Genomic DNA, 24,149 nt, shown 5'->3' with positions numbered 1-24,149 from the left:
AACACTCGGGCTATTATGGCTTGAATAGGTGAATAAAGAGAGGGCTTGGCATGGGGCAAGGGCTTGATGGGGAAGCGGTTGATGATCTTATTAATGCGCAATGGGATGCTATTGTGGTCGGTACCGGCATGGGTGGCGCCACAATCGGCCATGCATTGGCTCGCATGGGTTGGCGAATTCTTTTTTGCGAAAAGGGGGCCTCCAAAAAGCGGGAGTCCTTGCGCGGCCAATATGCCGAGTCTTGGCTGGGCAGACCTGCGGTACCTGCTCCCAGACATGCTAAAACCCTTCGCGCGGCCGGTCGATTTTATCATGAGATAGAGGATGTTTCCGATGCTGATGCTCGCCGATTCATTCCCTTCATAGGCGCTGGTGCCGGCGGGTCTTCAGCCCTTTACGGCATGGCGCTTGAGCGCTTTTTCCCCGAGGACTTCTTGCCAGGCAGGTATCATCCGCTGGATAGGGTGCCTGCCCGATCTTCACAATGGCCATTCAGTTACGAGAGTTTTGAACCGTATTATGTGCGAGCTGAAAAGCTCTATCGGGTGCAGTTTGGCCCCGGCGGTGGTGAAGATGCAGGCTCGCTGCCGAATATGTCAACTCAATCTCGAGCTCTTTACGAACACTTTTCTTCTCAAGGTCTTACGCCGTATCGCCTTCCTCAAGGCTGTCGTTTTGTGGATGGATGCGTGGGATGTCAGGGTTTTTTGTGTGCGAAGGATTGCAAACATGAGCCAGATAATATCTGTCTGGAGCCCGCCTTGAACCAGGAAGGCGCGGCTTTATTGGAGAATTTCGAGGTCCAATCGATCGAGATGGAAGAAGGTCGCGCCACGGGCGTGGTAGGCCGCTTGGGTGATCGCCGGATAACAATCCGAGGTGGCGTCGTTATCTTGGCTGGTGGAGCGCTGGCCACGCCGGCACTTCTCCTGAATTCTCGCTCCGTGGTCTGGCCAAATGGAGTGGGCAATCATTTTGATCAGGTGGGCCGGTATTTGATGCGTCATTTGATTGATCTTTATGCCGTGTTCCCCAGGGTTGGCCCTGCCGAGGGTAATGCCAAGGAACTGGCGTTCAACGATTTTTATTGTGTTGACCAGCAGAAATTAGGTACCGTTCAGTCCTTTGGGTCAATGCCTCCCGGTTTTGTGCTGGCGGATCAAATGCTTCATGATCTTCAGTTGGGAACCAAGAAAACCATGCCGGTGATATTGATTCGGGTCATGAGGCCACTGATGGAGAAAATTTTTGGGCGATTGTTTGCTAGGGCTCATGTGCTGGCGAGTATCATGGAAGATACCCCTCATTCCGAAAATCGCGTCATGATTCACGATGACGACCCTGAAGTTATTCGAATTAAGTACCATGTGTCAACCTATGATGAAGAGCGACTGGCCTTGTTTCGAAGCAAGATCAAGAGTGTTCTGAGGCCGCTTCGCTACCTGCACATTCAGCAGGCCCATAATAATGAACGAATCGCTCATGTCTGCGGAACCTGTCGCGCAGGTACGGATCCAGCTAAAAGCGTGGTTGATGAGTGGAGCAGAGTTCATGGTACATGTAATCTTTATGTGGTGGATGCTTCCTGGTTCCCTAGTAGCGGTGGAACCAATCCGGCATTGACCATTGCGGCCAACGCGCTGCGTGTTGCTGATCACCTAGGCGAAAAAGGCAAAGTAACATGACACTGAAACTATGTGATTTTCGAGGTGATTGGGCTCTGGTGACCGGTGCGTCATCCGGGTTGGGTAAAGAGTTTGCGAGGCAGTTAGGCGCCATGGGAATGAACGTGGTACTGACGGCTCGTCGTGGGGAACTCTTGGAGGAAACTGCTCTTGACATCGAGCAAGTCCATGGCGTACAGACCAAGGCCCTGGTGGAGGATTTGTCAGATCCTGGCGCGCCAGCCCGAATCAAGAAAACCCTCTCCGATGAGGGTATCAACATACGATTGCTTTGTAATAACGCCGGCATGGGGCGATGGGGGCGTTTTGAGGATGGTGCTGGCGAGGATTATCAGCGCATGATCCAGGTGAATGTGACGGCGCCAATTTTGTTGTGCAGATTGTTTCTGGAGGATCTGGCGCGTCATGCATCCAGCCTGATCATCAATGTTTCTTCAGGCGCGGCCTACCAGCCAGTGCCTTATATGGCTGCCTATGCTGCTTCCAAGGCCAGCCTTCATCAATTCAGTCAGGCGTTGTATGGAGAATGGCTCAGCCGAGGTGTCCTTGTGAAAACCTTCGTTCCCGGGCCCGCGGATACCGAGTTTGATGAAAAAGCGGGAGCCTATGAGTCTGCTATTCAGGATAGAGCTTCTGCGGTCGCCATGGTGCAAGCGGCCCTTGCCGGGCTGGGCGATGATAAACCATTGATTGTGGCCGCTAAAGGTACATGGATGCAGCGCCTGTTCGCGGGGATTTTCCCCTCGGCCATGGTAATACGGCAGGTAGGCAAGATGTTTCGGCCTCCGGCTTGATGTTCAGGGCTTCTTGATTATGTCTACGATAAGGAGTGGGTCCAGATCGGGTGTCGGTCAATTTTCCACTTTTGCTTTTGATTCATGGTGGGCGCGGATAGGTTTTTCTGAAAGTTAATGAAAAATAAGGAATTATTTTTTTTGGCCCAATGATTGCATTTGTTTTGGACGGAAGGCGGGTTGGCAGGATGCCGTCAATCGCGCCGCCGTATCGCTAAAAATTGAGGAGATCCGTCCATGATGACTTGCAAAAAAATTGGAGCCTCGGCGGCTGTTGTTGCCGCGCTGATCGCGGTGAATCCGGCTGCGGCAGGTCCCCTTCAAGATATTAACGTGTTGGATGGTACTGGAAACACGATTGCCTCCAACGTCTTCAAGTTCCAGTACACGGATGCCAATGCGGTTGCCGTCGGCAAAGGTCCGTTCGGTTCCGATCCGTTTACTTCCGGCCCTAATCCGTTCGATTTGTACTATCAGTCCACGGTGACGTCCTTCCTGGATCGGGATAACAACACGATCTTCGGCGCACAAAGCCCTAACTATCAGTTCACTGTTGCCGCGCAGTTGCTGGAACTTGCCGTTCCTGGCGATGGCCCTAATAGTGTCAATTTTATTCCACAGGCCGGCACCATCTCGCTGTTTTACGATGATTTCAGTTCCGGGGTGGCAGCAAATTCGGCCACCGGGGTGGGGTTCACCGATGGTATCGAGATAGCCCGTTTCTCGGTTGTTGGAGGGGTTTCCTCCTTCACCTTGATCGATGCTGGCACCGGCACTGGTTCCACCAACTTTAACTTTGAACTTGTGACCGCGCTTGATTTCGTCAACGAAGACTATCTGCAAGGGGTGGAAGCGCCGATTTTCAATTTCCACTTCACGTCTCAGCTCGCTTTCCCTCCGGTTGGCACGATACCTTCCGGCTTCTTTACCAGCACGACCGATCCCACCTCTCCGTATCAGCCGTATGTATCGAATTCAACTCAATTCCCTGATCTTTTCCTGCAGGTTCAGGGATCCAATACCTTTAGTCGCGTGCCAGAGCCCGGCACAATCGCCCTTTTTGCTCTTGGTCTGATTGGTTTGGGGTTCGCCATGAGACGCCGGGGTTTTAACATGAATGCTGCCGCAGTCTAGCCTTTCCTGCTGACTCGGGTTTTAATTGGTTCTCTGTTTTTTAAGTTAGATTGTTGTTTTTTGAAGTGATTTTTGTAAGGCCGGCGGAATGTCAGCATTCTATGCCGGCCTTTTTTTTTGGGGCTTTTAAAGAGAGTCGCGCTTGATATGAAAACCAGTCCTTTGGATTTTCTCTTTTCAGGTCTATCCATTACATTTTTGTTATTCATTTCTTTGGTGACGGCTTTTGTTTTTTCGGTCGATTCCAAATATGGGGTAATTTTTGATATTGTGTTTTTTTTGATCTCTTATGGGGTGTATACGGGGCTTTTTCTTATGTTTTTGCGTCGGCTCAATCCGTACCCTGAAGGTGTTTTCTCCATGGATTCGCACGAGTTTATTTATTGGAAATTAAGTGCGGTATTAACGGATTTGGCGGAGAAGGTATTGCGTCCATTCAATACTGTATTCACCCAGGCATTGATATATAAGATCTTAGGGGCTGAGGTAGGCAAGTCACCCGCATTCGCCGGTACGATCCGCGATTTTCCGCTTATTTCTCTTGGCGATTTCTGTACGGTAGGCCAGAATTCGGTGATTACGGCACATATAATATCTGGAAATAAAATTGTGCTGAAGCGTATTGCCATTGGCGAAAGGGCGGTTGTAGGGATTAATTGTGTCGTGATGCCAGGGGTTACCATGGGTGCTGGAGCGGTTCTGGCTCCGGGAGCGGTTGCGACCACGGGAACCAACATCCCTGCCGGTGAGCTATGGGGTGGTATCCCTGCTCGCAAAATCAAAAGCCTGGATTCCGATTCAGCCTAGATCTGTTGGTGTGGCAGGTCGTTTTGCCAGCTGATGGGCCTCAGCGATTAGCCCCGGAATCCAGTTCTGCCATTTTTTGTTGAATCAGGGGGATTCTTGGGTCTTGAGGGCTCAGTCGTTGAGCTGCGGCCAGATATCTTTTAAGTCTTGCCATGTAACCGATATCCCAACCTATGTCATGTTGCATGTGATTTGCCAGTGCTTGTGCGGCGTAAATATGGAATACGGCAATTTCTGGAGCCTCTTTGGCACCCTGCTCAAATTCACGAATTGCGACACCATAATCATGTCTCTCAAGTGCCTTGGTCCCCTCTTGATATAATTTCTTAAGTCTGGGGGATTTTGCTATTTCCTTTAATTCATGTGGCAGGCCGGGGTGTGACTGACCACTTAATGCTCCCTTTTTCAGGATGTCAAGGAAATGGCTGATTCTTGGTTTTGAAGACTCCGTCGGTAAAAGGACTGGCAATGGGAGTGCCGCAGAATCGGTTATCTTGGATTGAGGTCGGACAATCAGGCTATACATTGCTGGAATTACAAAAAGTGTCAAGCAGGTAGAGATCATCAACCCCCATACAATGGCACTGGCTAATGGGCCCCACATCTGTGACTTGCCTCCAAGTCCCATTGCCAGTGAGAAGAGGCCGGCAATAGTGGTTATGGAGGTAATGAGGATGGGTATGAATCTGCGGCGTGATGCATGAAAGATTGCGTGTGAAATTGACATCCCTCTCCGTAGTCTGTCATTTGCTGCCGACATCAGGACTATCGCGCCATTGACGGCAATACCGGCGAGGGCAACAATTCCGTACATGGTGTAAACGCTAAGAGGATGTTGGCTAACCAATAGGCCAAGAAGTACGCCTGTCAATGCCATGGGTACGACAGCCATCACGATCAGAGGCTGGCTATAGCTGCGGAATTGTGTGCCCAGGATCAGGTACACCAGCAATAGGCCCAGCATGAAGAGCCAGGTGATGGCTTCGATGCTCTCTAGAATGTCGTCGAAGTCACCCGAAAAATCCAGATCCACGTTCGGAAACAGCATGGCAAACTGACTGTTCCATTGCTGCAACAGAAGCCGGTTAACCCCTGGTACATCCATTATCCGCTCGTCTACGGCGGCTTCAACAGTGATGGCTCGGCGCAGGTTGTAGTGACGGATGTTTCCTTCCCCTCGAACCACTTCATGATGTACCAGTTGGCTCAAGAGTATGACAGATCCATCCGGCAGGCTGATGGGAGTCTCCAAAAAACGCTGTATATCTTTCACTGCTTGGGTATCCGCACGCACCCGGACACCGATTTTCTCGCCACGGTCTCGCATGCTTGCAACCACCTCTCCATCGGTAAGCAGTCGAAGATCACGAATGACCTCCGCCGGGTTCAGTCCGGCGCGTAAGATTGCATCCGGGTTGAGGCGCAGGGAGAGTTCCATTCCTCCCGTGTAGGCATCATCAACGATATCGTGGGCAGCCGGGATCAGATCCAGTATTTCAATGATTCGATCAGCCGCATCCCTGATCTCTTCCAGATCATTGCCTCTTACCTTGACGCTGATGGGGCGACCCAGGGGGGGGGCGCCGGCAATGCGTCTTTCAAAGGTTATGCCATCCGGTCCGGGGATGCTCCGCACCGCATGCCGGACTGCTTCCATGATTTCATCCACACCGCGACCATTTCGAGCAGGGGGATGCAGACTTATCTGAATTTGTCCCTTTGCTGCACCATGAAGATCTTCGGCATTGGTGAATTGGATGCCGGCATAGCTGGCCATGGATCGTAGCTCGCCGGGTTTGAATTGGTTTTCTATGGCGGATTCTATAGACAAGGTAGTGCTCATGGTTTTTTCCAGTGGCGTACCCGCTGGCATCTCTACATTCACAAAGAATAGACGGGCTGAGTCGCTTGCAAAAAACTCTGTTCTGATGATGCCGCTGGCGACTGCGGCCAAGGATAGAATCAACAGGCCAGCGAATATCGCCAAGACCACTCGTGGTCGTCTCAGTGCGGAAATTAGCCATTTTCCGTAGTGGAGTCTGGCAACCCGTACGATGGTGCTTCGCCAGCGACCTGGACGTGAAAATCGGTCGGCCTTTGGTCTAGATGCAGCAATATGGCTGGGTAGAATCCAGAAAGCCTCGAGTAGGCTGAGCAATAATGCGATGGATACCACAATGGGTGCCACTTTCATGAATTCACCGAGCATGCCGGGAACAAGCATCAGTGGCAAGAAAGCGGCAATAGTGGTAAGGACGGCCGCAGTGATAGGTGCGGCAACCTCATTAAGCGCATCTAGTGCCGCATCCATGGCCGACATACCTTCCTGTATTCGTCGATGAATGGCTTCCGCTACCACGATGGTGTCATCTACCAGCATGCCCAGCACGATCATTAGTCCGAGCAGCACGATGACATTTAGCGTCTGCCCAATCAGTCCGAGAATCATAAACGTACCTGCAAGCGCGAAAACCAGGCTGAGACAGGTAGCGAAGGCGATACGAGCACCTAAGAGGACCCAAGTTGTAAAGAGGACTAAAAGGAATCCCACGATTGCATTGCGCTGCATGGTTTCTATAGCCATGCGTGTTGTCTGCGTCTGATCATCCAAAAGTGTCAGGGTGATTCCCGTGCCTTGGCTTGAATGCTGGTTGTAGTCATTCAGGTAAGCTTGAATTTGTTTGATGAATTCTATTTCATTGGCGTCGTCTTTCTTGAAGATCGGTAGCAGGATGGCTGGGTCTTGACGGTATTTCGCCAGATGATTGGGTTCTTGGTGGCCGCGAATGACCTCGGCAACGCTACGCAGCGGAATCTCTCCATGCGCTGAGAGTAGAGGGAGGTTGGCCAAGTAATCGGGATCGTTCTGTGTCCCTTGTAGTCTGACCAGCCATTCCTGATCTCCCAGTCCCACGGTGCCGGCGGCTAGATCGCGAAAGTAAGTGCTTACTGTCTGCGCGAGTGCGGATGGGGGCAGTCCAAGCCCCATCAGGGCTTCCGGCCGGAAAAGGACCTGTAGCTCAGGGTCGCGCAGGCCAATGGCTTCTATTCTGTCGGTGCCCGGTAGTCGCTTGAGGTCCTGCAATATTTGCTGGGCCTGAAAGCGCATGTTTTCATCATCTGCCAGGCCTGTCACGGCAATCATTGTGGTGGGGTAGGCATTGGCACTGCTTACGGTTGTAATTGTGGGTCTTCTTGCCTCTGGTGGAAGATCGCCTTCAACATTTTGAATTTCACGACGAAGATCATTGACCCGCTCATTATAGAGGCGCTCATTGATATCCCTGAAGCGGATTAGAATTAGAGAAATATCCTGTCGGCTGTTGCTGGAAATGAAGCGGATGTCATCAACCAGTTCTATGGCTTCTTCCAGTACGTCGGTAACTTGGCGTTCCACATCAATGGCGGATGCGCCCGGCATAATGGTTTGTACACCCACCCAGTTGAGATTGACCGTTGGATCCTGTTGCCTGGGGAGTTGAAAATAAAATATTACTCCCACGATAATGATAAACAGGAAGATGGCATTGGTCAGAAAGTGATTTTCCAGGAAGCGTCGGTACATGTGAATTCCGGTCAAGGGGAAATGACGCTGACGCGATCACCGTCTTGCAGGCCAAAACGTCCATCTACGATCAGTCGGGTGTCATCGGGCAGGTCCAGCGGAGGGGGTTGCCCCTCACGCACACCAGGAATGGGAATGAATCTGGCGTGTCCATCTTCTTCCACGAAGATTCCAAGGCCTGGGTCACGTCGTATGAGCAGGTCAGCAGGCGCGTGACGCAAATCTGTAATCCACTCAATGCGCCCTACCTGACCTGGCCGGGCGAATTCTTCAGTAAATACAAAGCGCACATCCACGCTGCGAAGTCGTTGGTCCACGATGGGTGAAATGGCGCGTAACTCAACCGGATAATGAATGCCGGCGGCGACGAACCGGATTCCCCCCGCAGCCTGCAGGGCGGGCAAATCCTGCTGCTGGATGTTGCCGCTGACCTCCAGGTCCCGGGCGTCTAGGATCCGTGCAATGGGAGTGCCGGGTTGCACTAACTCACCGATGCTGCCCAAGCGCTCGATGACCACGGCATCGAATGGGGCCCGAATCTCACACAGGCTGACACGCCGCTGAGTAGCACGGGTCGCTGCCTCCAGTCGCAGCACCTCGGCCCGGGTACGCGAGGCCTGAGCTTGGCGCTCGTTCAGGAGCTCGGCAGATACGGCCTGTCGGCGTGCCAGTTCTTGGGCTCTTCCCAATTGAAACTGTGCGAACTCGGCGTCTGCCCGCGCGGCCTGGGTCATGGCTCGGACTTGCTGGAGGTCTAGGGCATGTTCCTCGCAATCAAGTCGTGCCAGCAGTGCGCCCATCGCCACGTTTTCCCCCACCCGCGCGAGAACCTCCTGTAGTACGCCATGAATCTCAGCGCTTACCTGGGTATCGTTAAGACTCAGTGCGGTGGCTGGGGCGCTGCGCACCGGATGGAATCCAATGTCATGCAGGGAGCGTGTGGTGATGGGCTTTTCCCCCGCCATGGTCATTTCCATCGATAACGCTAGGAGCATCAGTAGGCAAGTGCTGACCAAGCCCCGAATCATGGTGTTGCCCTGCAGGATATCGACGTTCATGTGGTGTTCCGATGATTTCCCTTGACCAGTATAGCCTCTGGAAACACCGTGAGGCTTGCGGGTTTGTTGATTCGCTGATGATCACCGGAAAAGGCATAGCGTAAAATTATCTTTTCTGGATATCTTTGTGTGGGACTGTTTCTCGTTAGGCTGTGAAGGCGTATGCTCATCCGAATCGCAGCTATTTGAACAAGCGGCCACTTGGAGGTATCGCCATGGATCAGAAGTGTCTCACCAGATCTGTAAGACTGACTTTGGCTGGTCTGTTGGTCTCGGGAACGATGTGGGTCTCCGGTTGCGGCCAAGCCACTCTTACGGAGGAAGAGCGGCTGGAACGGGCCCAAGCCTATCTGGCTTCGGGTGAGGTACGGGCCGGGATTATCGAGTACCGCAACCTGTTGCAGGCCAATCCGGATCATGTGGAGGCACGCTGGCAACTGGGGCGTGCCCATCTGGAATTGGGTGAGGCGGCCGCGGCGTTGTCGGAATTTTCCCGGGCTCAGGCCATGGGCTGGAACGATCCCGAGGCAGTGATTTATTTGGCCCGTGCACGCTTGATGCAGGGTGATATTCAAACGGCGCGCGCGCAACTCCAGGCCCACAAGGCTGAGGACTTTGATGATCCAGCGGGTTTTCATATGCTGCTGGCTCGCGCCCATCTGGGTATGAACGACCTGGATTCGGCCGTTGCCTCGCTGGAGGCGGTGCTTGAGCAAGACTCCGCCAACGCACTTGCCTTGAGTTTCATGGCTCAGGTGTCTGCGCTGCGAGGCGATATGGATCGCGCCAAAGCCCTGTTAGCCGAGGCGCTGGCGGAGGCCCCCGAACATGCCTTGGCTTGGTCTCTGCTGGGTGATATCCATCGCAGTGAGGGGAGGTTGGAGGAGGCCGAAGAGGCGTATACCCAGGTGATTAATGCGACACCCAGCCCCTACATGGGTTATTTCAACCGTGCCCTCACCCGTGTGGCACTGCAATCCTGGAGCGGTGCAAAGGACGATCTGGCGGCCTTACGCCGGTTGGGGCCGGACCTGCCGGCAACTGCTTACGTCACGGGGCTGCTCGGCTTTTATGAGCAAGATCATCGGGCGGCCGTAAGCGCGCTGGAAGAGACCCTGCGTCTCAACCCGGATTTTCTGTCGGCCCGTTTCTATGCCGGGGCCAGCCATTTTGCCCTGGGTAATATCCAGCAGGCAGATACCCATCTGTCCCGATATCTTCGTCTTGACCCTCAATCGGCAGCTGCCAATCGCCTACTGGCGGCGGTGCGCATGCAAGCAGGGCAGGTGGATGACGCGGAGGTCCTGCTCCGGCGTGTTCTGGCCGAAGATCAGGCGGACCGGATCGCTCTGGATTTGATGGCCAGCGTGCAGGCGACCCGCGGCGATACCCAGGCCAGTATCGATTTGCTGCGTCGTCGCGTCGACCTGGATCCCGAGTCCTCGTCGGCACGTATGAACTTGGCCCGTTCGTTGATGCGGAGCGGTGATCGCGTGGGTGGCTTTCGTGAGCTTGAGGCCCTGAGCGAGATGCTCCCCGAGGTGGAGGGCCTGAAGTTGGTGGGCGTAGTGCGCCTGCTGGAGGAACGCCGATTTGAACAGGCGCTCGCCAGGGCGGATGAGTTTGCCGTGCAGTATCCCCAGGCAGCTTCGGTTCAAAATTTGCGAGCCGCTGCCTTGTTCGGACTTGGACGCGCCGAGGATGGTATCGCAGCCTTTGAGACGGCCCGTCGCTTGGATCCGGGCAACATCACGGCTACTCGCAATCTGGCCGTGCTCAAGCTGCAAATGGAAGGTGCGGATCAGGCCCGCGAAGTGCTGGAGTCTGGCCTGAAGGCCAACCCCGACAGTGTGCGTCTACTGTTACTTATGGCGGAATTTGAGGTGGAGCAAGGTGATTCGGCTCGGGCAGTGCCCCTCCTGCGGAGGGCGGTGAACGTGGCGCCGAATGCCCTGGAACCCCGCATCATCCTTGCTCGCCACCATCTGCAAGCAGGTGAGCCGGAATCGGCCCTCTCGGTATTGGATGGAGTTCGCGAACGTCATGGGGATAATGTGCCGTTGCTGGAGGCTTTGTCCGTGGCTCAGCTTGCGGCCGGTCTGATGGATCTCGGCATCATCACCTTGAGTCGTTTGGCCGAATTGCGCCCGGAGTCCCCTGAGGTGTATTTCCGTCTAGCTCAGGCGCAGGGGCAGACTGGTCGCTTTGATGACGCGCGGCGTTCCCTAGGGCGGGCGCTGGAGCGGGATGAAAATCATGCCGCTGCACTTCTTACGCTGGCTCGCCTGGAGCGTCAGGAAGGACGTGACAGGGAGGCTATGATGCTGGCACGTCGCATGCAGGGGTTGGAATCGGCCCGGGCAGCTGGATATCTCATGGAAGGTGACATCCTTGCCACACAGGGGGAGTTCGCCCGGGCAGCCCAAGCTTATGCTTCCTCTTACAATGTCCAGGTTTCCACTGAAGTTGCCCTGAAGCGTTTCGAAGCCAGGCAGCGTGCCGGTGACACGGCCGGAGCCCGTGAGCAGATGCGTGCGCACCTGGAGAATTATCCCGAGGATCATCCGTCACGCATGATGTTGGCGACCAGCCTGCTGGGAGCAGGTGATTATGCGGCTGCCCGGGAGGATTATGAGTATCTGATTGAGCGTTTTCCGGACAACCCCGTGGCACTGAACAACTTGGCTTATATATATCAGCTTGCCGGTGATGCACGCTCCCTCGAACTTGCCGAACGGGCTCATCAATTGCAGCCGGGCGATCCTAATATCAAGGATACATACGGCATGGCGATGCTGGATCATGGGGACAAGAGGCGTGCCCTTGCTTTGATTCGAGAGGCCCGCGAGGCACTGCCAAATGAGGCTTCAATCGGCTATCACTATGCCGTGGCCCTGGAGCGCAACGGACGCCAAGGGGAGGCTGTTACGGTCTTGCGCGGGATTTTAGCGGACGCCGGAGAATTTTCAGAGCGTCGACGGGCGGAAGAAATGCTTGCTCGTCTACAGTGAAAAATGTACCCACAAGCCAGCGGGGCGACTCATAGAGTCGCCCCGCTGGCTTTCCAGTCCGTCGTTGGAATGCCTCAGGCAACGATGCTGCGTCTACGGCGGTGCATCATACCCATGGCGCCTAAACCCAGTCCCAGCAAGGCCAGGCTACCCGGTTCGGGCACATTGAAAGGTATCGGGGTGGTGGAGATGACCGTGCCGAACTGAAAAACCGTATCCTGTGCCTCTGCAGTCCGAAAGCCGATGCAGGGGGCCGAGCTACCAGTAACGGCCAAGCAGGCACCGCTAGACAGTGTCTGCAAGCCGCCCGTGACTTCCAGGAAGCTGATGAAGTAAGTTTGGGTGTCATCTTCGCTGAACGAAAGACCGCCAAGTCCATCGTCGATAATGCTGGCATACTGGAATTCAAAATTGATGGAGCTTTGGTCAATCACGAAAATATCGGCACAGCCATTCGCGTTCAACGGATCGCTAAACCTGCCGCTTCCATCGGCGCACGTTGAACCTGGATCATTCGGTGTTTCGAGGAAGCTGATTTTGAAAGTCTGTTCCACCGGACCTAGGTCAGCTCCGGTAATCGGATCCAGGGGAGTCAGTGTAAGGCGAGAAAGAATATCGACACTTTGCAGTGATGTCCCTGTGATGGGCTGATTTCTGTGCCGGACGGAGACGTTAGGCACGGGAGTCTGTTCCGGCGGTGTTTCTATGGAGGTAGTGACCGTGGTGACTGACGGTCGGGCTCCGTCAAAATCGGGGGCTGAGCCGTAAAGGATGTCAAAGCCGCTGCGAGGCCCCCCGTTAACGCCTGTACCCCAGTTCAATGACAATCCATCAGCTGAAAACTGGATTCCGGTGCTGGGTTGAATGGTGGCCGTGTCGAAGAAGGTATCAACCGTCACCCGCCATTGGGTGATGTAGGGGGATGCCAGTGCCTGACCGGCAACTCCTCCCAGTGCGAACCCTGCAAGTATTGCGTATCTTGTGGCGCTTTTCATTGTTGCCGCTCCCCCTGGAGTGAAATGGTTTTGGATCATTTTCCATGTGAATGGAAAGCACCAAGCGCGCCAAGTTGTTGGTTACGGATTTAGTTATTGAAAGAAAACAATTTTTTCCTTTGAGTTGGCTGTTTTCCAAGCTTTAATGCTTGGTTGGGGGCTGTTCTTGTCAAGTCCTCCGACAGTGCTCACACCAACCCATACTGCCGCAACTTCTTCCGCAATGTCCCCCGGTTCAACCCCAGATACTGCGCCGCCCGGCTCTGGTTGCCGTCGCAGTGCCTGAGCACGGAGGCCAGCAGGGGGCGCTCCACCTCTTCCATCACCAGTCGATAGACGTTGTCCGGCTCGTGGCCGTCCAGGTGGGCGAAGTAGTCGTCCAGGGCCTGGTGCACGGCCTTGGCCAGGGTTTCACTCTCTCCCTTGATCTCGTGGGTCATGCGGCAATTTCCTCGCCTTGGGGGAGCGACTGGAAGTAGCGGGTGATCAGCTGTTGCTGGGTGGCGCGATCCGGGGCGCGCAGGATGCGGGGTCGCCAGTCGGCGGCGCCGGGACGGCCGTCCAGATACCAGCCGATGTGCTTGCGGGCGGTGCGCACCCCCAGGCTTTCTCCATAGAAATCGTACATATGGCTCAGGTGGGCCTGCAGCAGGGCATGGACCTGGGCCGGGGTGGGATCGGGCAGGTGCTCGCCGTGGGTCAGGTAGTGCTGGATCTGCCGGAACAGCCAGGGACGGCCCTGGGCGCCGCGGCCGATCATGAGGGCGTCGGCGCCGGTGATCTCCAGTACCCGCCGGGCCTGCTCGGGGGTGCGGATGTCGCCGTTGGCGATGATGGGGATGTCCACCGCCTGCCTGACCCGGGCGATGGCCTGGTAGTCCACGGTCCCCTTGAAGCCGCAGGCGCGGGTGCGGCCGTGGACGGTGAGAGCCCGGATGCCGTGATCCCGGGCCAGGCGGGCGATGTCGGGGGCATTGATGTGATCCCGGTCGACGCCCAGGCGGATCTTGAGGGTGACGGGCACCGGCACGGCGGCGACAACGGCCGCCAGGATCTGGGCCACCCGGGGCGGGTCGGCCAGCAGGGCGGCGCCGGCACTGCGGTTGACCACCTTGCGGGCGGGGCAGCCCATGTTGATGTCGATGATCTGGGCACCCAGGTCGACGGCGGCCCGGGCGGCCTCGGCCATCATCTCCGGATCATAGCCGGCGATCTGGACGCTGCGGGGGCCGATCTCGCCGTCCTGGTCCAGGCGCAGGCGGGACTTGGTGGTCCCCCACAGGCTCATGTCCGAGTGGACCATTTCCGACACCGCCAGGCCGGCGCCTTGCTGTCGGCACAGTTGACGGAAGGGGCGGTCGGTGATGCCCGCCATGGGCGCGAGGATCAGTGGCGGGTCGACGGTGTGGGGTCCGATGTGCATGGGTCTTGAGGGGTGTGATGCGGGGCTTGCGCCGAATCGCCCATGATACCCAGTGGGGGGCGGGCTATAAACCCCTGCTCCCGGGCGGCGGGTCAGGGGGCAAGAAAACGGAACCGGTACGACACCGCCGCCGGACCCGGGTCCTCCACGTCCAGGCGGAGTTCCGCCGGCTGTGTCGGCGGCATGAGTCCCTCCGGGGGGTGGACCAGATAGGTCTCGGGAGAAAATCGCCGCGCGGCCACCGGGTTGCCCATGATGTCCATGAAGACCAGTTCCAGAATCGGCCAGGGTTGGGGAAAGTCGGCCCGGTTTTCCAGGCGACCGGTGATCATCAGGGCATCGGGGTGACCGGGATGGCTGTGGACCTGTCGACCGACCAGATGCAGGGAGGCCGGGTCGGTGCGCGGCGACAGCGGACAGCCGAGCCGGTCGCAGGCCTGGCGTACCCAGGGCTCCAGTTCCGGGTGTGTCAGCAGCCATTCCCGCTGATGGTAGGCCAGTTGCGCCATCAGTCCGAGGATCAGGACCAGGCAGGCCAGGCTCCAGGCCAGGGTGCCGAACACGGATCGAGGGGGGGCATGCGCCCTGGCCAGGTCGTCCTTGAGGACGGCCGGGATCATCAGGGGGGCTTCCGGTTCCGGGGCCGGCTCGGGAGGGGTTTCCGGCGGCTCGTCCCCGGCCATCCGGATGTCGAATACCCGGCGGCAGCTGTCGCATCTCACCCGGCCGCCCCAGGCTTCCCGCTCCGCGTCGGTGACGGGGAATCGGTGCCGGCAATGGGGGCAGCAGGCGAGCATGGAATCAGCTCGTGTCGCTGTGCCGGACGCCTTGCAGCAGGGTCCAGCCGTCCTGCCGGTCGGCCACGCTCATCTCGAACCAGGGCGCATGGGCGGAGGCAACTTCCTCGGCCTGACGGTCCAGCAATCCGGCGAGGATGATGCGCCCCCCGGCCCGGGTGCGTCGGCCCAGGGCCGGGGCCAGGGCGATGAGGGGGCCGGCCAGGATGTTGGCCATGGTCAGGTCGAAGCGGATCTCGTCCGGCAGGGCGTCGGGCAGTACCGCGTGCAGTCGCTCCGGCGCGATGCCGTTGCGCTCGGCATTCTCCCGGGTGGCGGTCATGGCCTGGGGGTCGATGTCCACGCCCCAGGCATGGCGGGCACCCAGGGCCAGGGCGCCGATGGCCAGGATGCCGGAGCCGCAGCCGTAATCCAGTACCTCCTGGTCCACGGGGGCGTGGCGGTCCAGCCAGCCCAGGCACATGGCGGTGGTGGGGTGCGTGCCGGTGCCGAAGGCCAGACCGGGGTCCAGGCGGATGTTGACCGCCCGGGGGTCCGGTGCCTCGTGCCAGGTGGGCACGATCCACAGGCGCTCCCCGAAGCGGATGGGCTTGAAGTCATCCATGCAGGCCCGCACCCAGTCCTGGTCCGGCAGGATCTCGTGGTGGATGCGGGCCGGCTCCAGACCCAGCGTCCGGGCCAGGGCGGCGGTGAGGCCGGGGATGTCGGCATCGGCGGCAAACAGTCCGGTCACCAGGGTATCCGGCCACAGGGGGGTTTCCCCTGGCAGGGGTTCCAGCAGGGGGAAGTCCCCGGCATCCCGCAGCATGACCGAGATGGCCCCCAGATCCAGCAGGGCGTCTTCCGCGGTGTCGGTCTGCTCGGCCGTGGCCGGAAGGGTGATCTGGATCATCAGCTCTGTGCCTTGAGTTTCTTTTCCAGGTAGTGGATGTCCGTGCCGCCGTTCTGGAAGGCCACGTCGTTGATCAGATCCCGGTGCAGGGGGATGTTGGTCTTGATGCCCTCGATCACGATCTCCGACAGTGCCCCGCGCATGCGTGCCAGGGCGATCTCCCGGGTGGCCCCGTAGCTGATGAGCTTGCCGATCATGGAGTCGTAGTAGGGCGGTACCTTGTAGCCATTATAGATGTGGGTATCCACGCGGATGCCCGGGCCGCCGGGGGCGTGGTACTGGCCGATGGTCCCCGGGGAGGGCATGAAGGTGGCCGGATCTTCCGCGTTGATGCGGCATTCGATGGCGTGGCCCTGTATCTTGACCTGCTCCTGGGTGAAGCTGAGCGGTTCGCCGGCGGCCACCCGGATCTGTTCCCGCACGATGTCGATGCCGGTCACCATCTCGGTCACCGGATGTTCCACCTGCACGCGGGTGTTCATCTCGATGAAGTAGAACTCCCCGTCCTCGTAAAGGAACTCGAAGGTGCCCGCGCCCCGGTAACCGATCCGACGGCAAGCGTCGGCGCAGCGCTCACCGATGGCGCGGCGCTGTTCTTCGGTGATGCCGGGGGCCGGGGCCTCCTCGATCACCTTCTGGTGACGGCGCTGCATGGAGCAGTCCCGCTCTCCCAGGCTGACCGCGTGGCCGTGTTCGTCGGCGATCACCTGGATCTCCACGTGCCGGGGGCGCTCCAGATATTTCTCCATGTAGACGGTCGGGTTGTTGAAGGCGGAGGCCGCCTCGTTGCGGGTCAGGGAGATGGCGTTGATAAGGGCGCCGTCGGAGTGCACCACCCGCATGCCGCGGCCGCCGCCGCCGCCGGAGGCCTTGATGATGACCGGGTAGCCGATCTTGCGCGCCAGGGCCAGGTTCTCTTCCGGATCGTCCCCCAGGGCGCCGCCGGATCCGGGGACGCAGGGCACGCCGGCGGCGATCATGGCGTCCTTGGCGGAGACCTTGTCACCCATCAGGCGGATGGTATCGGCCCGGGGGCCGATGAAGACGAAGCCGCTGGATTCCACCCGTTCGGCAAAGTCGGCGTTTTCCGACAAAAAACCGTAGCCGGGGTGGATGGCCTCGGCGTCGGTGACCTCGGCGGCGCTGATGATGGCGGGGATGTTGAGATAGCTGTCGATGGAACGGGCCGGGCCGATACACACCGACTCGTCCGCCAGGCGCACGTGCTTGAGATCCCGGTCCGCGTCGGAATGCACCGCCACGGTCTTGATGCCCATCTCGCGACAGGCCCGCAGGATCCGCAGGGCAATCTCACCCCGGTTGGCAATCAGTATCTTGTTGAACATGTGCTTGTCTGGCCCCTGGTCGTCGTTCAGTCGATGATGAACATGGGCTGGCCGTATTCCACCGGCTGACCGTTTTCCACCAGGATGGCCTTGATCACGCCCGCCTTGTCGGCCTCGATCTGGTTGAGCATCTTCATGGCTTCGATGATGCACAGGGTATCGCCGGCATTCACCGACTGGCCCACTTCCACGAAGGCGCGGGCGCCGGGGGTGGGGGCGCGATAGAAGGTGCCCACCATGGGAGCGGTGACCTGGTGGCCGGAGGGCAGGGCGGGCTTGTCTTCCACGGCGGGCGCCGGTGCCGGCGCGGCCGGTGCGGCGGCGGGCGCGGTGCCGGGAACCATGTACTGCTGGGGCGGCATCATGAAGGCGGTGCCGCTGTTGGGGGCTGCCCGGGTGATGCGGACCGATTCTTCACCTTCCTGGATCTCGATCTCGTTGATGCCGGATTCTTCCAGCAGTTCGATCAGTTTCTTGATTTTTCTGATATCCATGGCGTCTCAGCTTCGGTTGGTCAGTTGCATGGCGGCCTGCAGCGCCAGCGCATACCCGTGGGGGCCCAGGCCGATGATCACACCGGCGGCCACGTCGGACAGGTAGGAGTGGTGGCGGAAGGACTCGCGGGCAAAGGTGTTGGAAAGATGCACTTCAATGAACGGTATGGCCACGCCCAGCAGGGCGTCGCGCAGGGCGATGCTGGTATGGGTGTAGGCGCCCGGATTGATCAGGATGCCGTCCACGCCTTCGTGACGGGCGGCGTGGATACGGTCGATCAGGGCGTGTTCCGCGTTGGACTGGAAGGCGTCCAGGTCATGGCCGGCCTGTCGGGCTTGTTCGGTCAGGGCCTGGACGATGTCATCCAGGGTCCTGCTGCCGTACACGCCCGGCTCGCGGGTGCCGAGCAGGTTCAGGTTGGGACCGTTGAGCAGCAGGAACTTGGCCATGGGCTTCACAACATCGCGAGGACTGGAAAATGCCGGGCCTTGCGGGGTGAAAACCGCGGTCAGTCGCAGGAAAGATGAATACCCCCAAGGTGCAGGGGATTGTGCCTCATGGTTGGGGTGGTGTCCAGGGTCTGGGCCGGATTATGGGGTTTTTGCCGAAGTTTCCGGCATGTTCTAATAATTTTCCGAGAGGTTTCGTGGGCTCGTCCGGGTTGCGGTGGGTCTTCGTGTACCGTGGGAGCCGGCCTGCCGGCGAATCGCCGCGCTCGGGATTGCGCCGTCACAGCAGGGGCCGCAGTTCCCGCTCCAGCGTCGCCCGCGTCAGCTCACCCGCATGGATATACCGGATTCGACCCTCCCGGTCCAGCAGCACGCTGTAGGGCAGGCTGCCGAAGCGGTTACCGTAGCGGCGCGCCACTTCCATGGCGGTGTCCTCGCCGATGAGCACCGGAAAATTCACCATGTAGGTGTCCATGAAGTCCCGGACCGCCTGATGTTCGTCGATGGCCACCGCCACGATGGTGAAGCCGGCGGCCTCATGTGCTTCCTGTATCTCCACGAAGGTGGGCATCTCCTTGCGGCAGGGGGGGCACCAGGTGGCCCAGAAGTTGACCAGCACCACCTGATTGTCCCATTCGGCGATGGTGCGCTCCCGGCCCTGCATGTCGGGCAAGACAAAGTCGGGGCGTTGCTGGCCCAGCATCCCGGACCCGGTGAGCGCGCTGTCGGCCTGCTTGCCGGAGGAGAACAGGCTGAAACCGAAACCGGCCGCGGTGCCGGAGATCAGGGCGAGCGCCAGCAGGACCGGCAGCAGATAACGGCGCGAAGGACCGGATTGTGGTGATGACATGCTCAGGATCTCCCCAGGGCACGTTGCAGATGGTCGGTGAACTGGCGGGCGTTCATGTAGCCTACCACCCGTTGATGGGCCAGTTCCTGCCCCTGTCCGTCATAGAAGACCAGGGCCGGTGGGCCGAACAGGTTGAAGGCCCGCATCAGTTCCCGGTGGTCGCCGGTGTTGGCGGTGACGTCGGCCTTGAGCAGGCGGACCCCGGACAGGGCCCGGGCCACGTCGCCGTCCTGGAAGGTGGTGCGCTTCATGCGCACGCAGTCCACGCACCAGTCGGCATAGAAGTCCAGCATTACCGGCTGACCCAGCTCCCGGGCCTGGGCCAGCTCCCGTTCCAGGTCCGCCAGGCTGTCCACCGGGCGGAACGGCAGTTCGGCCTGGACCGCTGCCGAGGTGCCGGTGATGATGCCGCTCAAGGGCCGCAGCACGTCCCGGCCGCCGGAGGCGGCACCGATCATGACCAGAATCCCGTAGATCAGGATCACCAGACCCAGCCCCTTCCACAGCACCCGCCAGCCGCCGGCGTTCTCCGGCAGGGACTTCACCGCGCCCATGTAGACGGCGGAGACGATGAGCAGGGTGGCCCACAGGAACAGGGTGACCTGGGCGGGCACCACCCGCTCCAGCAGCCAGATGCCCATGGCCAGCAGCAGCACGCCGAACACGGCCTTGACGGCGTCCATCCAGGCCCCGGCCCGGGGCAGCAGCTTGCCGGCGGAGGTGCCGATGACGAGCAGGGGCAGGCCCATGCCCATGCTCAGGGAGAACAGGGCCAGGCCGCCGAGTATCGCGTCGCCGGTCTGGCTGATGTAGAGCAGGGCGCCCACCAGGGGGGCGGTGACGCAGGGACCGACGATCAGGGCCGACAGAAAGCCCATCACCGCGGCGCCGATGAGGGTGCCGCCCTGCTGTTTGCCGGACAGGGCGGACAGCCGGGTCTGGATGCCGGAGGGCATCTGCAGGTCATAAAAGCCGAACATGGCCATGGCCAGGGCGATGAACACGGCCACGAAGCCGCCGATGATCCAGGGGTTCTGGAAGGCCGCCTGCAGGTTGGCCCCCGCCAGGCCGGCGAATACCCCGGCCACGGTATAGGTCAGCGCCATGGCCAGGACGAAGACCAGGGAGATGAAGAAGGCCTTGCGGGTGGTGAGATCCTTCTGTCCCACGATGATGTTGGACAGGATCGGGATCATGGGCAGCACGCAGGGGGTGAAGGTCAGCAACAGGCCGAAACCGAAGAACACCAGGGCCACCAGCCAGATGCGCCCGTCCGCCAGTTGGGCGGCGATGCGGTCCTGTTCCGTCACGGGCGGGCCGCCGGTCGCGGGCCGGGGTTCCGGGGCCTGGGGGCCGCGGATATCGGTGAGATCCAGGCTGACGGTCTGGAAATGGGGGGGGTAGCACACCCCGATGTCGGCACAGCCCTGGGAGCGGGCCTTGAGGATCAGGGTGTCGGGGGCATCCTCGCCGCGCAGAAGGGGAATGTGGACGCGGATGTCATGACGGTAAGTTTCCACCTGGCCGAAGAATTCGTCTTCCTTGATGACGCCGGCGGGCCGGCGGGGTTCGCCCAGTTCGATGCCCTCGGTCTGCGACTCGAACCGGAACTGGGCACCGTAAAGATAGTAGCCCTCGGCGATGCGCCAGCGGGCCACCGCCGTGTCCTCATCCTCCAGGTAGGCATCGAAGGCGAAGGCCTCGTCCGGGGGCAGGAGTTCGTCTCCCATGCCGAACTGGGCCAGGGCGGGGAGGGCGGGCAGCAGCAGTGCCAGCAGCAGGAATCGCAGTGAGCGTCGCATCATGAGTCGGTGTTGTCGTCTATCCAGCGCAGGTAGCCTTCCAGGCCATGGGTGATTGGAACCGCGATGATCTCCGGAAGTTCATAGGGATGCAGGGCCTGCAGGGTCCGCTGCAGGGTGTCGAGGCAATCGGCCCGGGACTTGATGAGCAGGACGTGTTCCGCGTCCTCCTGAACTTCGTCTTCCCAGACATAGACGGAGGTGGCCGCGGGCAGGATGCTGACACAGGCCGCCAGACGGCGCCTGACCAGTTCACCGGCAATCTCGCGGGCACGGACCGGGTCGTTGAGGGTGGTGAGGATCAGCAACTTGTCGCTCATGGGGTGGGCCTTTTCAGATCGGAAACAGGTTTGGAATCATGGCAAGATCACCACCGCCGTCAACCCGGCCCGCAGCCCGAGCGCCTCCGGCGGTGAAAATACCACCTCCAGCCGGAAACGGGGCAGGGACTCGTCCACCGGTTCCAGCCCCAGCCCCCGCACCCGTCCGGCAAGGCGTCGGTCTCCCACGCGCACCTCCACCTCGGTGCCGGGCGAAAGCCTGTCGAGCACGGCGGCCTCCACGTCCGCCACCGCCAGCATGGGGCCGTCCGCCGCCAGGGTCAGCAGCGGCTGTACCCGCAGGGCATTGTGTATCACCTGTCCGGGGGCGACATGGCGGGCGATCACCCGGGCGTCCATGGGGGCGGTCACCCGGGCATGTTCCAGGTCCAGCCGCACCCGGGTCAGGGCCGCCTGCGCCGCCTGATGTTCCGCCTCGGCCATGCGTCGGGCGATCTCGGCCAGGGCCAGTTCCCGTTCGGCGATGAGGGTGCGGTCGTACATCTCACGGGTTCGATCATGCTCCCGGCGGGCCTCGTCCCTGGCCAGCCGCAGGCGGTGTTCCTGGGCGCGGGCCTGTTGTTCCTCCGCCTGCAGGGCACGGGTGTCCATCTCTAGCAGAGGCTGGCCCCGGCGCACCCGATCTCCCGGGTTCACCAGCACCCGGGTGATGGTGCCGGAGAGGGGGGTGCCCAGTTCCAGGCGGTCGGCCCAGGCCAGCCGGGCGGGGATCTCCTCGGCCTGGAGTGCCGGTGCCGTGGCCGTCAGCACCAGCAGGAGCAGCAGGATGGCCGGGCCGGGGCGAGTCTTGGAGCGCATCACGAATCCTCCTCCCCCACGGCCGCGGGTGAAAATGGCTCCGGTGCCAGTGGGTCTGCCGTGGTCTGGCCGGTCAGGAGAGCCAGTCGAGCCCAGGCCAGGGCAAGCTGGAACTCCGTACCGGCGGTGAACAGCATGGCCTCCGATTGCCAGGTCATGGCATCGCCCAGGTCCGTGGCCACTTCCATTTCGTAGAGACTGCGGCTGCGATCCAGATACAGGTCGCGGTAATCCGCCTGCACTCGGGCCTGTTCCCGCTGGATCCCGAGGCGCTGGATCTCCAGCCAGGTCTCCAGCACCGCCTGGCGCAGGGATAGGTCGAAATCCCGCAGGCGGGCGCGGGCCTCGTGCAGGCCGGCCTGTTCCCGGGCTGTGCGGGCGTCCACCCGGCCCCCGTCGTAGAGGGGGATGTCCAGTACCAGCCCCATGGCGAGGGGATTGCGGTCGCCGCCGAACTCCCGCTGCCACCAGGCGGCCTGGGCCTCGGCGCTCAGAGTGGGCCTGCGCTCCGCCCGCTGTGCGCCCACCCGGGCCGTGGCCGACTCCACGGCCAACTGCAGGGACCGGCGTCGGGGGTTGTGTTCCCGGGCCAATGTCCAGAGGGTGTCCACATCGGGCAATTCCCGGTCATTGCCTGCCAGGGCCGGGGTGCGCAGACGTCCGGGCACTTGGTCCGGCCGTCCCAGCAGGGCCGCCAGGCGCTGGCGGGTGATGCGCGTCTGCTGCTGACTGGCCAGCCGCTGCAGGCGTGCCGTCTGGTAATGGCTTTCCTGGGCCATCAAGGTGATATCGGAGACCTGTCCCAGCCCGTGGCGCTCCCGCAGGCGGTTGAGTTCGACAAAGGTCACCGCCATGGCCTCGTTGTCCCGGGTGTAGGTCAGGTCCGCCAGCAGCACTTCAAAGAAGCCCTGCATGATCCGCAGGCGGTGATCGGCCAGAACATGATCCTGTTCCCACGTCACGGATTGCACGGCGGATTCCGCGGCGGCCAGGTGATGTCGGGTGCGGCCGAAGTCATGGAGGGTCTTGCGGGCGTGCAGGATGGCCCGGGAGTCGTCATGGTCCTGCATCGGCGCCAGGTCATTGGGCTCCACCCAGCGGGGGTTGAGTTGCAGGCCCAGTTCCAGATCGGTGCGGCTGTTTGCCAGCCGCTGTTCGGCCAGGGCGGTGTCCAGCCCGGCGCGGGCCAGGGCCAGGCGGGGGTGTGCCGGATCGGCCAGGGCCAGTGCCGCCTCCAGGGTCAGGGGTGAGGGCAGGGGGGCGTCGGCCCCGGCCGGGCCGGAGAGGCACAGGGCGATCAGCAGGGGCAGGATGCGTCGGCTCATGACCCCCGCGCCTGCTCCTGACGTTCACGCCGGTAACGGCTGAAGGGCTGCTCCCGATAATGGCCCTCGACCACATATTCGCCGAACCAGATGAATTCCTCGGTCCCCGAGGTGGGGCCGGTCAGGCGGGCGATGGGCCGACCGTCGAGGTCGAAGAACTGGAATACCGGCGTGGCCCGGACCCGGTTCTCCTGAAACGCCCATTCGCTCTGGGTGGTGGGGTTGCCCTGGAAGTCGGTGATCTCGATGGCGCCTTCCACGTCCACGGCAAAGGCGGCGAAGTGCTCGCGGTAGAAATCCTGGACTTCGGGCTGGTTGAGGACGGTGTCCTTCATGCGGTGGCAGAAGGGGCACTCGTCCATCTCGAAGAAGATCAGTACCGCCTTCTTGCCCGCCTCCCGGGCGGTGTCCAGCTCTTCCTGGAAATCGCCGAAGGTGAACTGGAAGAAGTGCTCGTAAGGGTCCCGTTCCATGCCGTGGGCGGACAGGCTCCACAGCAGGACCAGCAGGCACAGGCCCGTGACGAGCCGACGCCCCGGCAGTGATCCGTTAACGCGCATGACTGGCCTCCAGGCTTCATAT

The 24,149-nt window shown here is 60.2% G+C and carries 21 protein-coding genes; 5 read left to right on the top strand and 16 right to left on the bottom strand.

From position 1 onward, the window contains the following. Positions 1-50: 50 nt before the first annotated feature. The 4 genes from LQD11_RS03445 to LQD11_RS03430 all read left to right on the top strand — a co-directional run bounded on the left by LQD11_RS03445 (position 51) and on the right by LQD11_RS03430 (position 4,420). Positions 51-1,685, top strand: coding sequence for a GMC oxidoreductase (locus tag LQD11_RS03445; RefSeq protein ID WP_238616277.1), 1,635 nt, complete (start codon positions 51-53; stop codon positions 1,683-1,685). After that, positions 1,682-2,479 (top strand): SDR family NAD(P)-dependent oxidoreductase, encoded by a 798-nt coding sequence (locus tag LQD11_RS03440; RefSeq protein ID WP_238616276.1) that lies wholly within the window; start codon positions 1,682-1,684, stop codon positions 2,477-2,479. Before LQD11_RS03445 ends, LQD11_RS03440 begins: the two co-directional genes overlap by 4 nt. A gap of 237 nt (positions 2,480-2,716) precedes the next feature. Beyond that, complete coding sequence (gene pepA / locus LQD11_RS03435; protein WP_238616275.1) at positions 2,717-3,613, top strand: flocculation-associated PEP-CTERM protein PepA; 897 nt, start codon at positions 2,717-2,719, stop codon at positions 3,611-3,613. Positions 3,614-3,760: 147 nt separating this feature from the next. Then, positions 3,761-4,420, top strand: coding sequence for a DapH/DapD/GlmU-related protein (locus LQD11_RS03430; protein WP_238616274.1), 660 nt, complete (start codon positions 3,761-3,763; stop codon positions 4,418-4,420). A 40-nt stretch (positions 4,421-4,460) separates the two neighbouring features. On the opposite strand, the gene LQD11_RS03425 is transcribed toward LQD11_RS03430, so the two are convergent. Both LQD11_RS03425 and LQD11_RS03420 read right to left on the bottom strand, forming a co-directional pair. Then, positions 4,461-7,985 (bottom strand): efflux RND transporter permease subunit, encoded by a 3,525-nt coding sequence (locus LQD11_RS03425; RefSeq protein WP_238616273.1) that lies wholly within the window; start codon positions 7,983-7,985, stop codon positions 4,461-4,463. Between the two features lie 11 nt (positions 7,986-7,996). Then, positions 7,997-9,043: an efflux RND transporter periplasmic adaptor subunit gene (locus LQD11_RS03420; protein WP_238616272.1), complete on the bottom strand. Its 1,047-nt coding sequence runs from the start codon at positions 9,041-9,043 to the stop codon at positions 7,997-7,999. 215 nt (positions 9,044-9,258) lie between these two features. Between LQD11_RS03420 and prsT the strand changes: the two genes are divergently transcribed. Further along, positions 9,259-12,054 (top strand): XrtA/PEP-CTERM system TPR-repeat protein PrsT, encoded by a 2,796-nt coding sequence (prsT, locus tag LQD11_RS03415; RefSeq protein WP_238616271.1) that lies wholly within the window; start codon positions 9,259-9,261, stop codon positions 12,052-12,054. A gap of 74 nt (positions 12,055-12,128) precedes the next feature. Here prsT and LQD11_RS03410 read toward each other — a convergent pair whose 3' ends face one another. The 14 genes from LQD11_RS03410 to LQD11_RS03340 all read right to left on the bottom strand — a co-directional run bounded on the left by LQD11_RS03410 (position 12,129) and on the right by LQD11_RS03340 (position 24,127). Next, on the bottom strand, positions 12,129-13,049 hold the full coding sequence (locus tag LQD11_RS03410; protein WP_238616270.1) for a THxN family PEP-CTERM protein: 921 nt from the start codon (positions 13,047-13,049) through the stop codon (positions 12,129-12,131). Positions 13,050-13,237: 188 nt separating this feature from the next. Further along, positions 13,238-13,489, bottom strand: coding sequence for a DNA-binding transcriptional regulator Fis (fis, locus tag LQD11_RS03405; RefSeq protein WP_008931792.1), 252 nt, complete (start codon positions 13,487-13,489; stop codon positions 13,238-13,240). Beyond that, complete coding sequence (dusB, locus tag LQD11_RS03400; RefSeq protein WP_238616269.1) at positions 13,486-14,472, bottom strand: tRNA dihydrouridine synthase DusB; 987 nt, start codon at positions 14,470-14,472, stop codon at positions 13,486-13,488. The genes fis and dusB overlap by 4 nt, the downstream gene beginning before the upstream one ends. A 92-nt stretch (positions 14,473-14,564) precedes the next feature. Further along, positions 14,565-15,269, bottom strand: a complete 705-nt coding sequence (locus LQD11_RS03395; RefSeq protein WP_238616268.1) for a zinc-ribbon and DUF3426 domain-containing protein — start codon at positions 15,267-15,269, stop codon at positions 14,565-14,567. Between the two features lie 4 nt (positions 15,270-15,273). After that, positions 15,274-16,161: a 50S ribosomal protein L11 methyltransferase gene (gene prmA / locus LQD11_RS03390; RefSeq protein ID WP_238616267.1), complete on the bottom strand. Its 888-nt coding sequence runs from the start codon at positions 16,159-16,161 to the stop codon at positions 15,274-15,276. After that, positions 16,161-17,507, bottom strand: coding sequence for an acetyl-CoA carboxylase biotin carboxylase subunit (gene accC / locus LQD11_RS03385; protein ID WP_238616266.1), 1,347 nt, complete (start codon positions 17,505-17,507; stop codon positions 16,161-16,163). The genes prmA and accC overlap by 1 nt, the downstream gene beginning before the upstream one ends. Positions 17,508-17,533: 26 nt before the next feature. Next, a complete protein-coding gene (accB, locus tag LQD11_RS03380; RefSeq protein ID WP_238616265.1) occupies positions 17,534-18,001 on the bottom strand; it encodes an acetyl-CoA carboxylase biotin carboxyl carrier protein in 468 nt (155 codons plus the stop codon). 6 nt (positions 18,002-18,007) lie between these two features. Continuing rightward, a complete protein-coding gene (aroQ, locus tag LQD11_RS03375; RefSeq protein WP_008931798.1) occupies positions 18,008-18,451 on the bottom strand; it encodes a type II 3-dehydroquinate dehydratase in 444 nt (147 codons plus the stop codon). Positions 18,452-18,731: 280 nt separating this feature from the next. After that, positions 18,732-19,301, bottom strand: coding sequence for a TlpA family protein disulfide reductase (locus LQD11_RS03370; protein ID WP_238616264.1), 570 nt, complete (start codon positions 19,299-19,301; stop codon positions 18,732-18,734). A 2-nt stretch (positions 19,302-19,303) separates the two neighbouring features. Then, positions 19,304-21,106, bottom strand: a complete 1,803-nt coding sequence (locus LQD11_RS03365) for a protein-disulfide reductase DsbD (RefSeq protein ID WP_238616263.1) — start codon at positions 21,104-21,106, stop codon at positions 19,304-19,306. Then, positions 21,103-21,423, bottom strand: a complete 321-nt coding sequence (gene cutA / locus LQD11_RS03360) for a divalent-cation tolerance protein CutA (protein WP_238616262.1) — start codon at positions 21,421-21,423, stop codon at positions 21,103-21,105. The genes LQD11_RS03365 and cutA overlap by 4 nt, the downstream gene beginning before the upstream one ends. A 36-nt stretch (positions 21,424-21,459) precedes the next feature. Continuing rightward, positions 21,460-22,242, bottom strand: a complete 783-nt coding sequence (locus LQD11_RS03350; RefSeq protein WP_276315654.1) for an efflux RND transporter periplasmic adaptor subunit — start codon at positions 22,240-22,242, stop codon at positions 21,460-21,462. Next, complete coding sequence (locus tag LQD11_RS03345) at positions 22,242-23,567, bottom strand: TolC family protein (protein WP_238616261.1); 1,326 nt, start codon at positions 23,565-23,567, stop codon at positions 22,242-22,244. The genes LQD11_RS03350 and LQD11_RS03345 overlap by 1 nt, the downstream gene beginning before the upstream one ends. Then, complete coding sequence (locus LQD11_RS03340) at positions 23,564-24,127, bottom strand: thioredoxin family protein (protein ID WP_238616260.1); 564 nt, start codon at positions 24,125-24,127, stop codon at positions 23,564-23,566. Before LQD11_RS03340 ends, LQD11_RS03345 begins: the two co-directional genes overlap by 4 nt. Positions 24,128-24,149 lie beyond the last annotated feature (22 nt).

This window comes from Ectothiorhodospira shaposhnikovii (genome assembly GCF_022227765.1).
Classification (GTDB): Bacteria; Pseudomonadota; Gammaproteobacteria; order Ectothiorhodospirales; family Ectothiorhodospiraceae; genus Ectothiorhodospira.
This window is presented reverse-complemented; position numbering and strand designations above follow the sequence as displayed.

What these genes read in the sequence shown, in the direction of transcription:
- pepA (WP_238616275.1), top strand. Translation starts at nt 2,717, where the DNA reads ATGATGACTTGCAAAAAAATTGGAGCCTCGGCGGCTGTTGTTGCCGCG.
- LQD11_RS03395 (WP_238616268.1), bottom strand. Translation starts at nt 15,269, where the DNA reads ATGCTCGCCTGCTGCCCCCATTGCCGGCACCGATTCCCCGTCACCGAC.
- accC (WP_238616266.1), bottom strand. Translation starts at nt 17,507, where the DNA reads ATGTTCAACAAGATACTGATTGCCAACCGGGGTGAGATTGCCCTGCGG.
- LQD11_RS03345 (WP_238616261.1), bottom strand. Translation starts at nt 23,567, where the DNA reads ATGAGCCGACGCATCCTGCCCCTGCTGATCGCCCTGTGCCTCTCCGGC.
- LQD11_RS03440 (WP_238616276.1), top strand. Translation starts at nt 1,682, where the DNA reads ATGACACTGAAACTATGTGATTTTCGAGGTGATTGGGCTCTGGTGACC.
- LQD11_RS03340 (WP_238616260.1), bottom strand. Translation starts at nt 24,127, where the DNA reads ATGCGCGTTAACGGATCACTGCCGGGGCGTCGGCTCGTCACGGGCCTG.
- dusB (WP_238616269.1), bottom strand. Translation starts at nt 14,472, where the DNA reads ATGCACATCGGACCCCACACCGTCGACCCGCCACTGATCCTCGCGCCC.
- prsT (WP_238616271.1), top strand. Translation starts at nt 9,259, where the DNA reads ATGGATCAGAAGTGTCTCACCAGATCTGTAAGACTGACTTTGGCTGGT.
- LQD11_RS03365 (WP_238616263.1), bottom strand. Translation starts at nt 21,106, where the DNA reads ATGATGCGACGCTCACTGCGATTCCTGCTGCTGGCACTGCTGCTGCCC.
- LQD11_RS03430 (WP_238616274.1), top strand. Translation starts at nt 3,761, where the DNA reads ATGAAAACCAGTCCTTTGGATTTTCTCTTTTCAGGTCTATCCATTACA.
- LQD11_RS03445 (WP_238616277.1), top strand. Translation starts at nt 51, where the DNA reads ATGGGGCAAGGGCTTGATGGGGAAGCGGTTGATGATCTTATTAATGCG.
- fis (WP_008931792.1), bottom strand. Translation starts at nt 13,489, where the DNA reads ATGACCCACGAGATCAAGGGAGAGAGTGAAACCCTGGCCAAGGCCGTG.
- accB (WP_238616265.1), bottom strand. Translation starts at nt 18,001, where the DNA reads ATGGATATCAGAAAAATCAAGAAACTGATCGAACTGCTGGAAGAATCC.
- LQD11_RS03410 (WP_238616270.1), bottom strand. Translation starts at nt 13,049, where the DNA reads ATGAAAAGCGCCACAAGATACGCAATACTTGCAGGGTTCGCACTGGGA.
- LQD11_RS03370 (WP_238616264.1), bottom strand. Translation starts at nt 19,301, where the DNA reads ATGTCATCACCACAATCCGGTCCTTCGCGCCGTTATCTGCTGCCGGTC.
- cutA (WP_238616262.1), bottom strand. Translation starts at nt 21,423, where the DNA reads ATGAGCGACAAGTTGCTGATCCTCACCACCCTCAACGACCCGGTCCGT.
- LQD11_RS03425 (WP_238616273.1), bottom strand. Translation starts at nt 7,985, where the DNA reads ATGTACCGACGCTTCCTGGAAAATCACTTTCTGACCAATGCCATCTTC.
- LQD11_RS03420 (WP_238616272.1), bottom strand. Translation starts at nt 9,043, where the DNA reads ATGAACGTCGATATCCTGCAGGGCAACACCATGATTCGGGGCTTGGTC.
- LQD11_RS03350 (WP_276315654.1), bottom strand. Translation starts at nt 22,242, where the DNA reads ATGCGCTCCAAGACTCGCCCCGGCCCGGCCATCCTGCTGCTCCTGCTG.
- aroQ (WP_008931798.1), bottom strand. Translation starts at nt 18,451, where the DNA reads ATGGCCAAGTTCCTGCTGCTCAACGGTCCCAACCTGAACCTGCTCGGC.
- prmA (WP_238616267.1), bottom strand. Translation starts at nt 16,161, where the DNA reads ATGATCCAGATCACCCTTCCGGCCACGGCCGAGCAGACCGACACCGCG.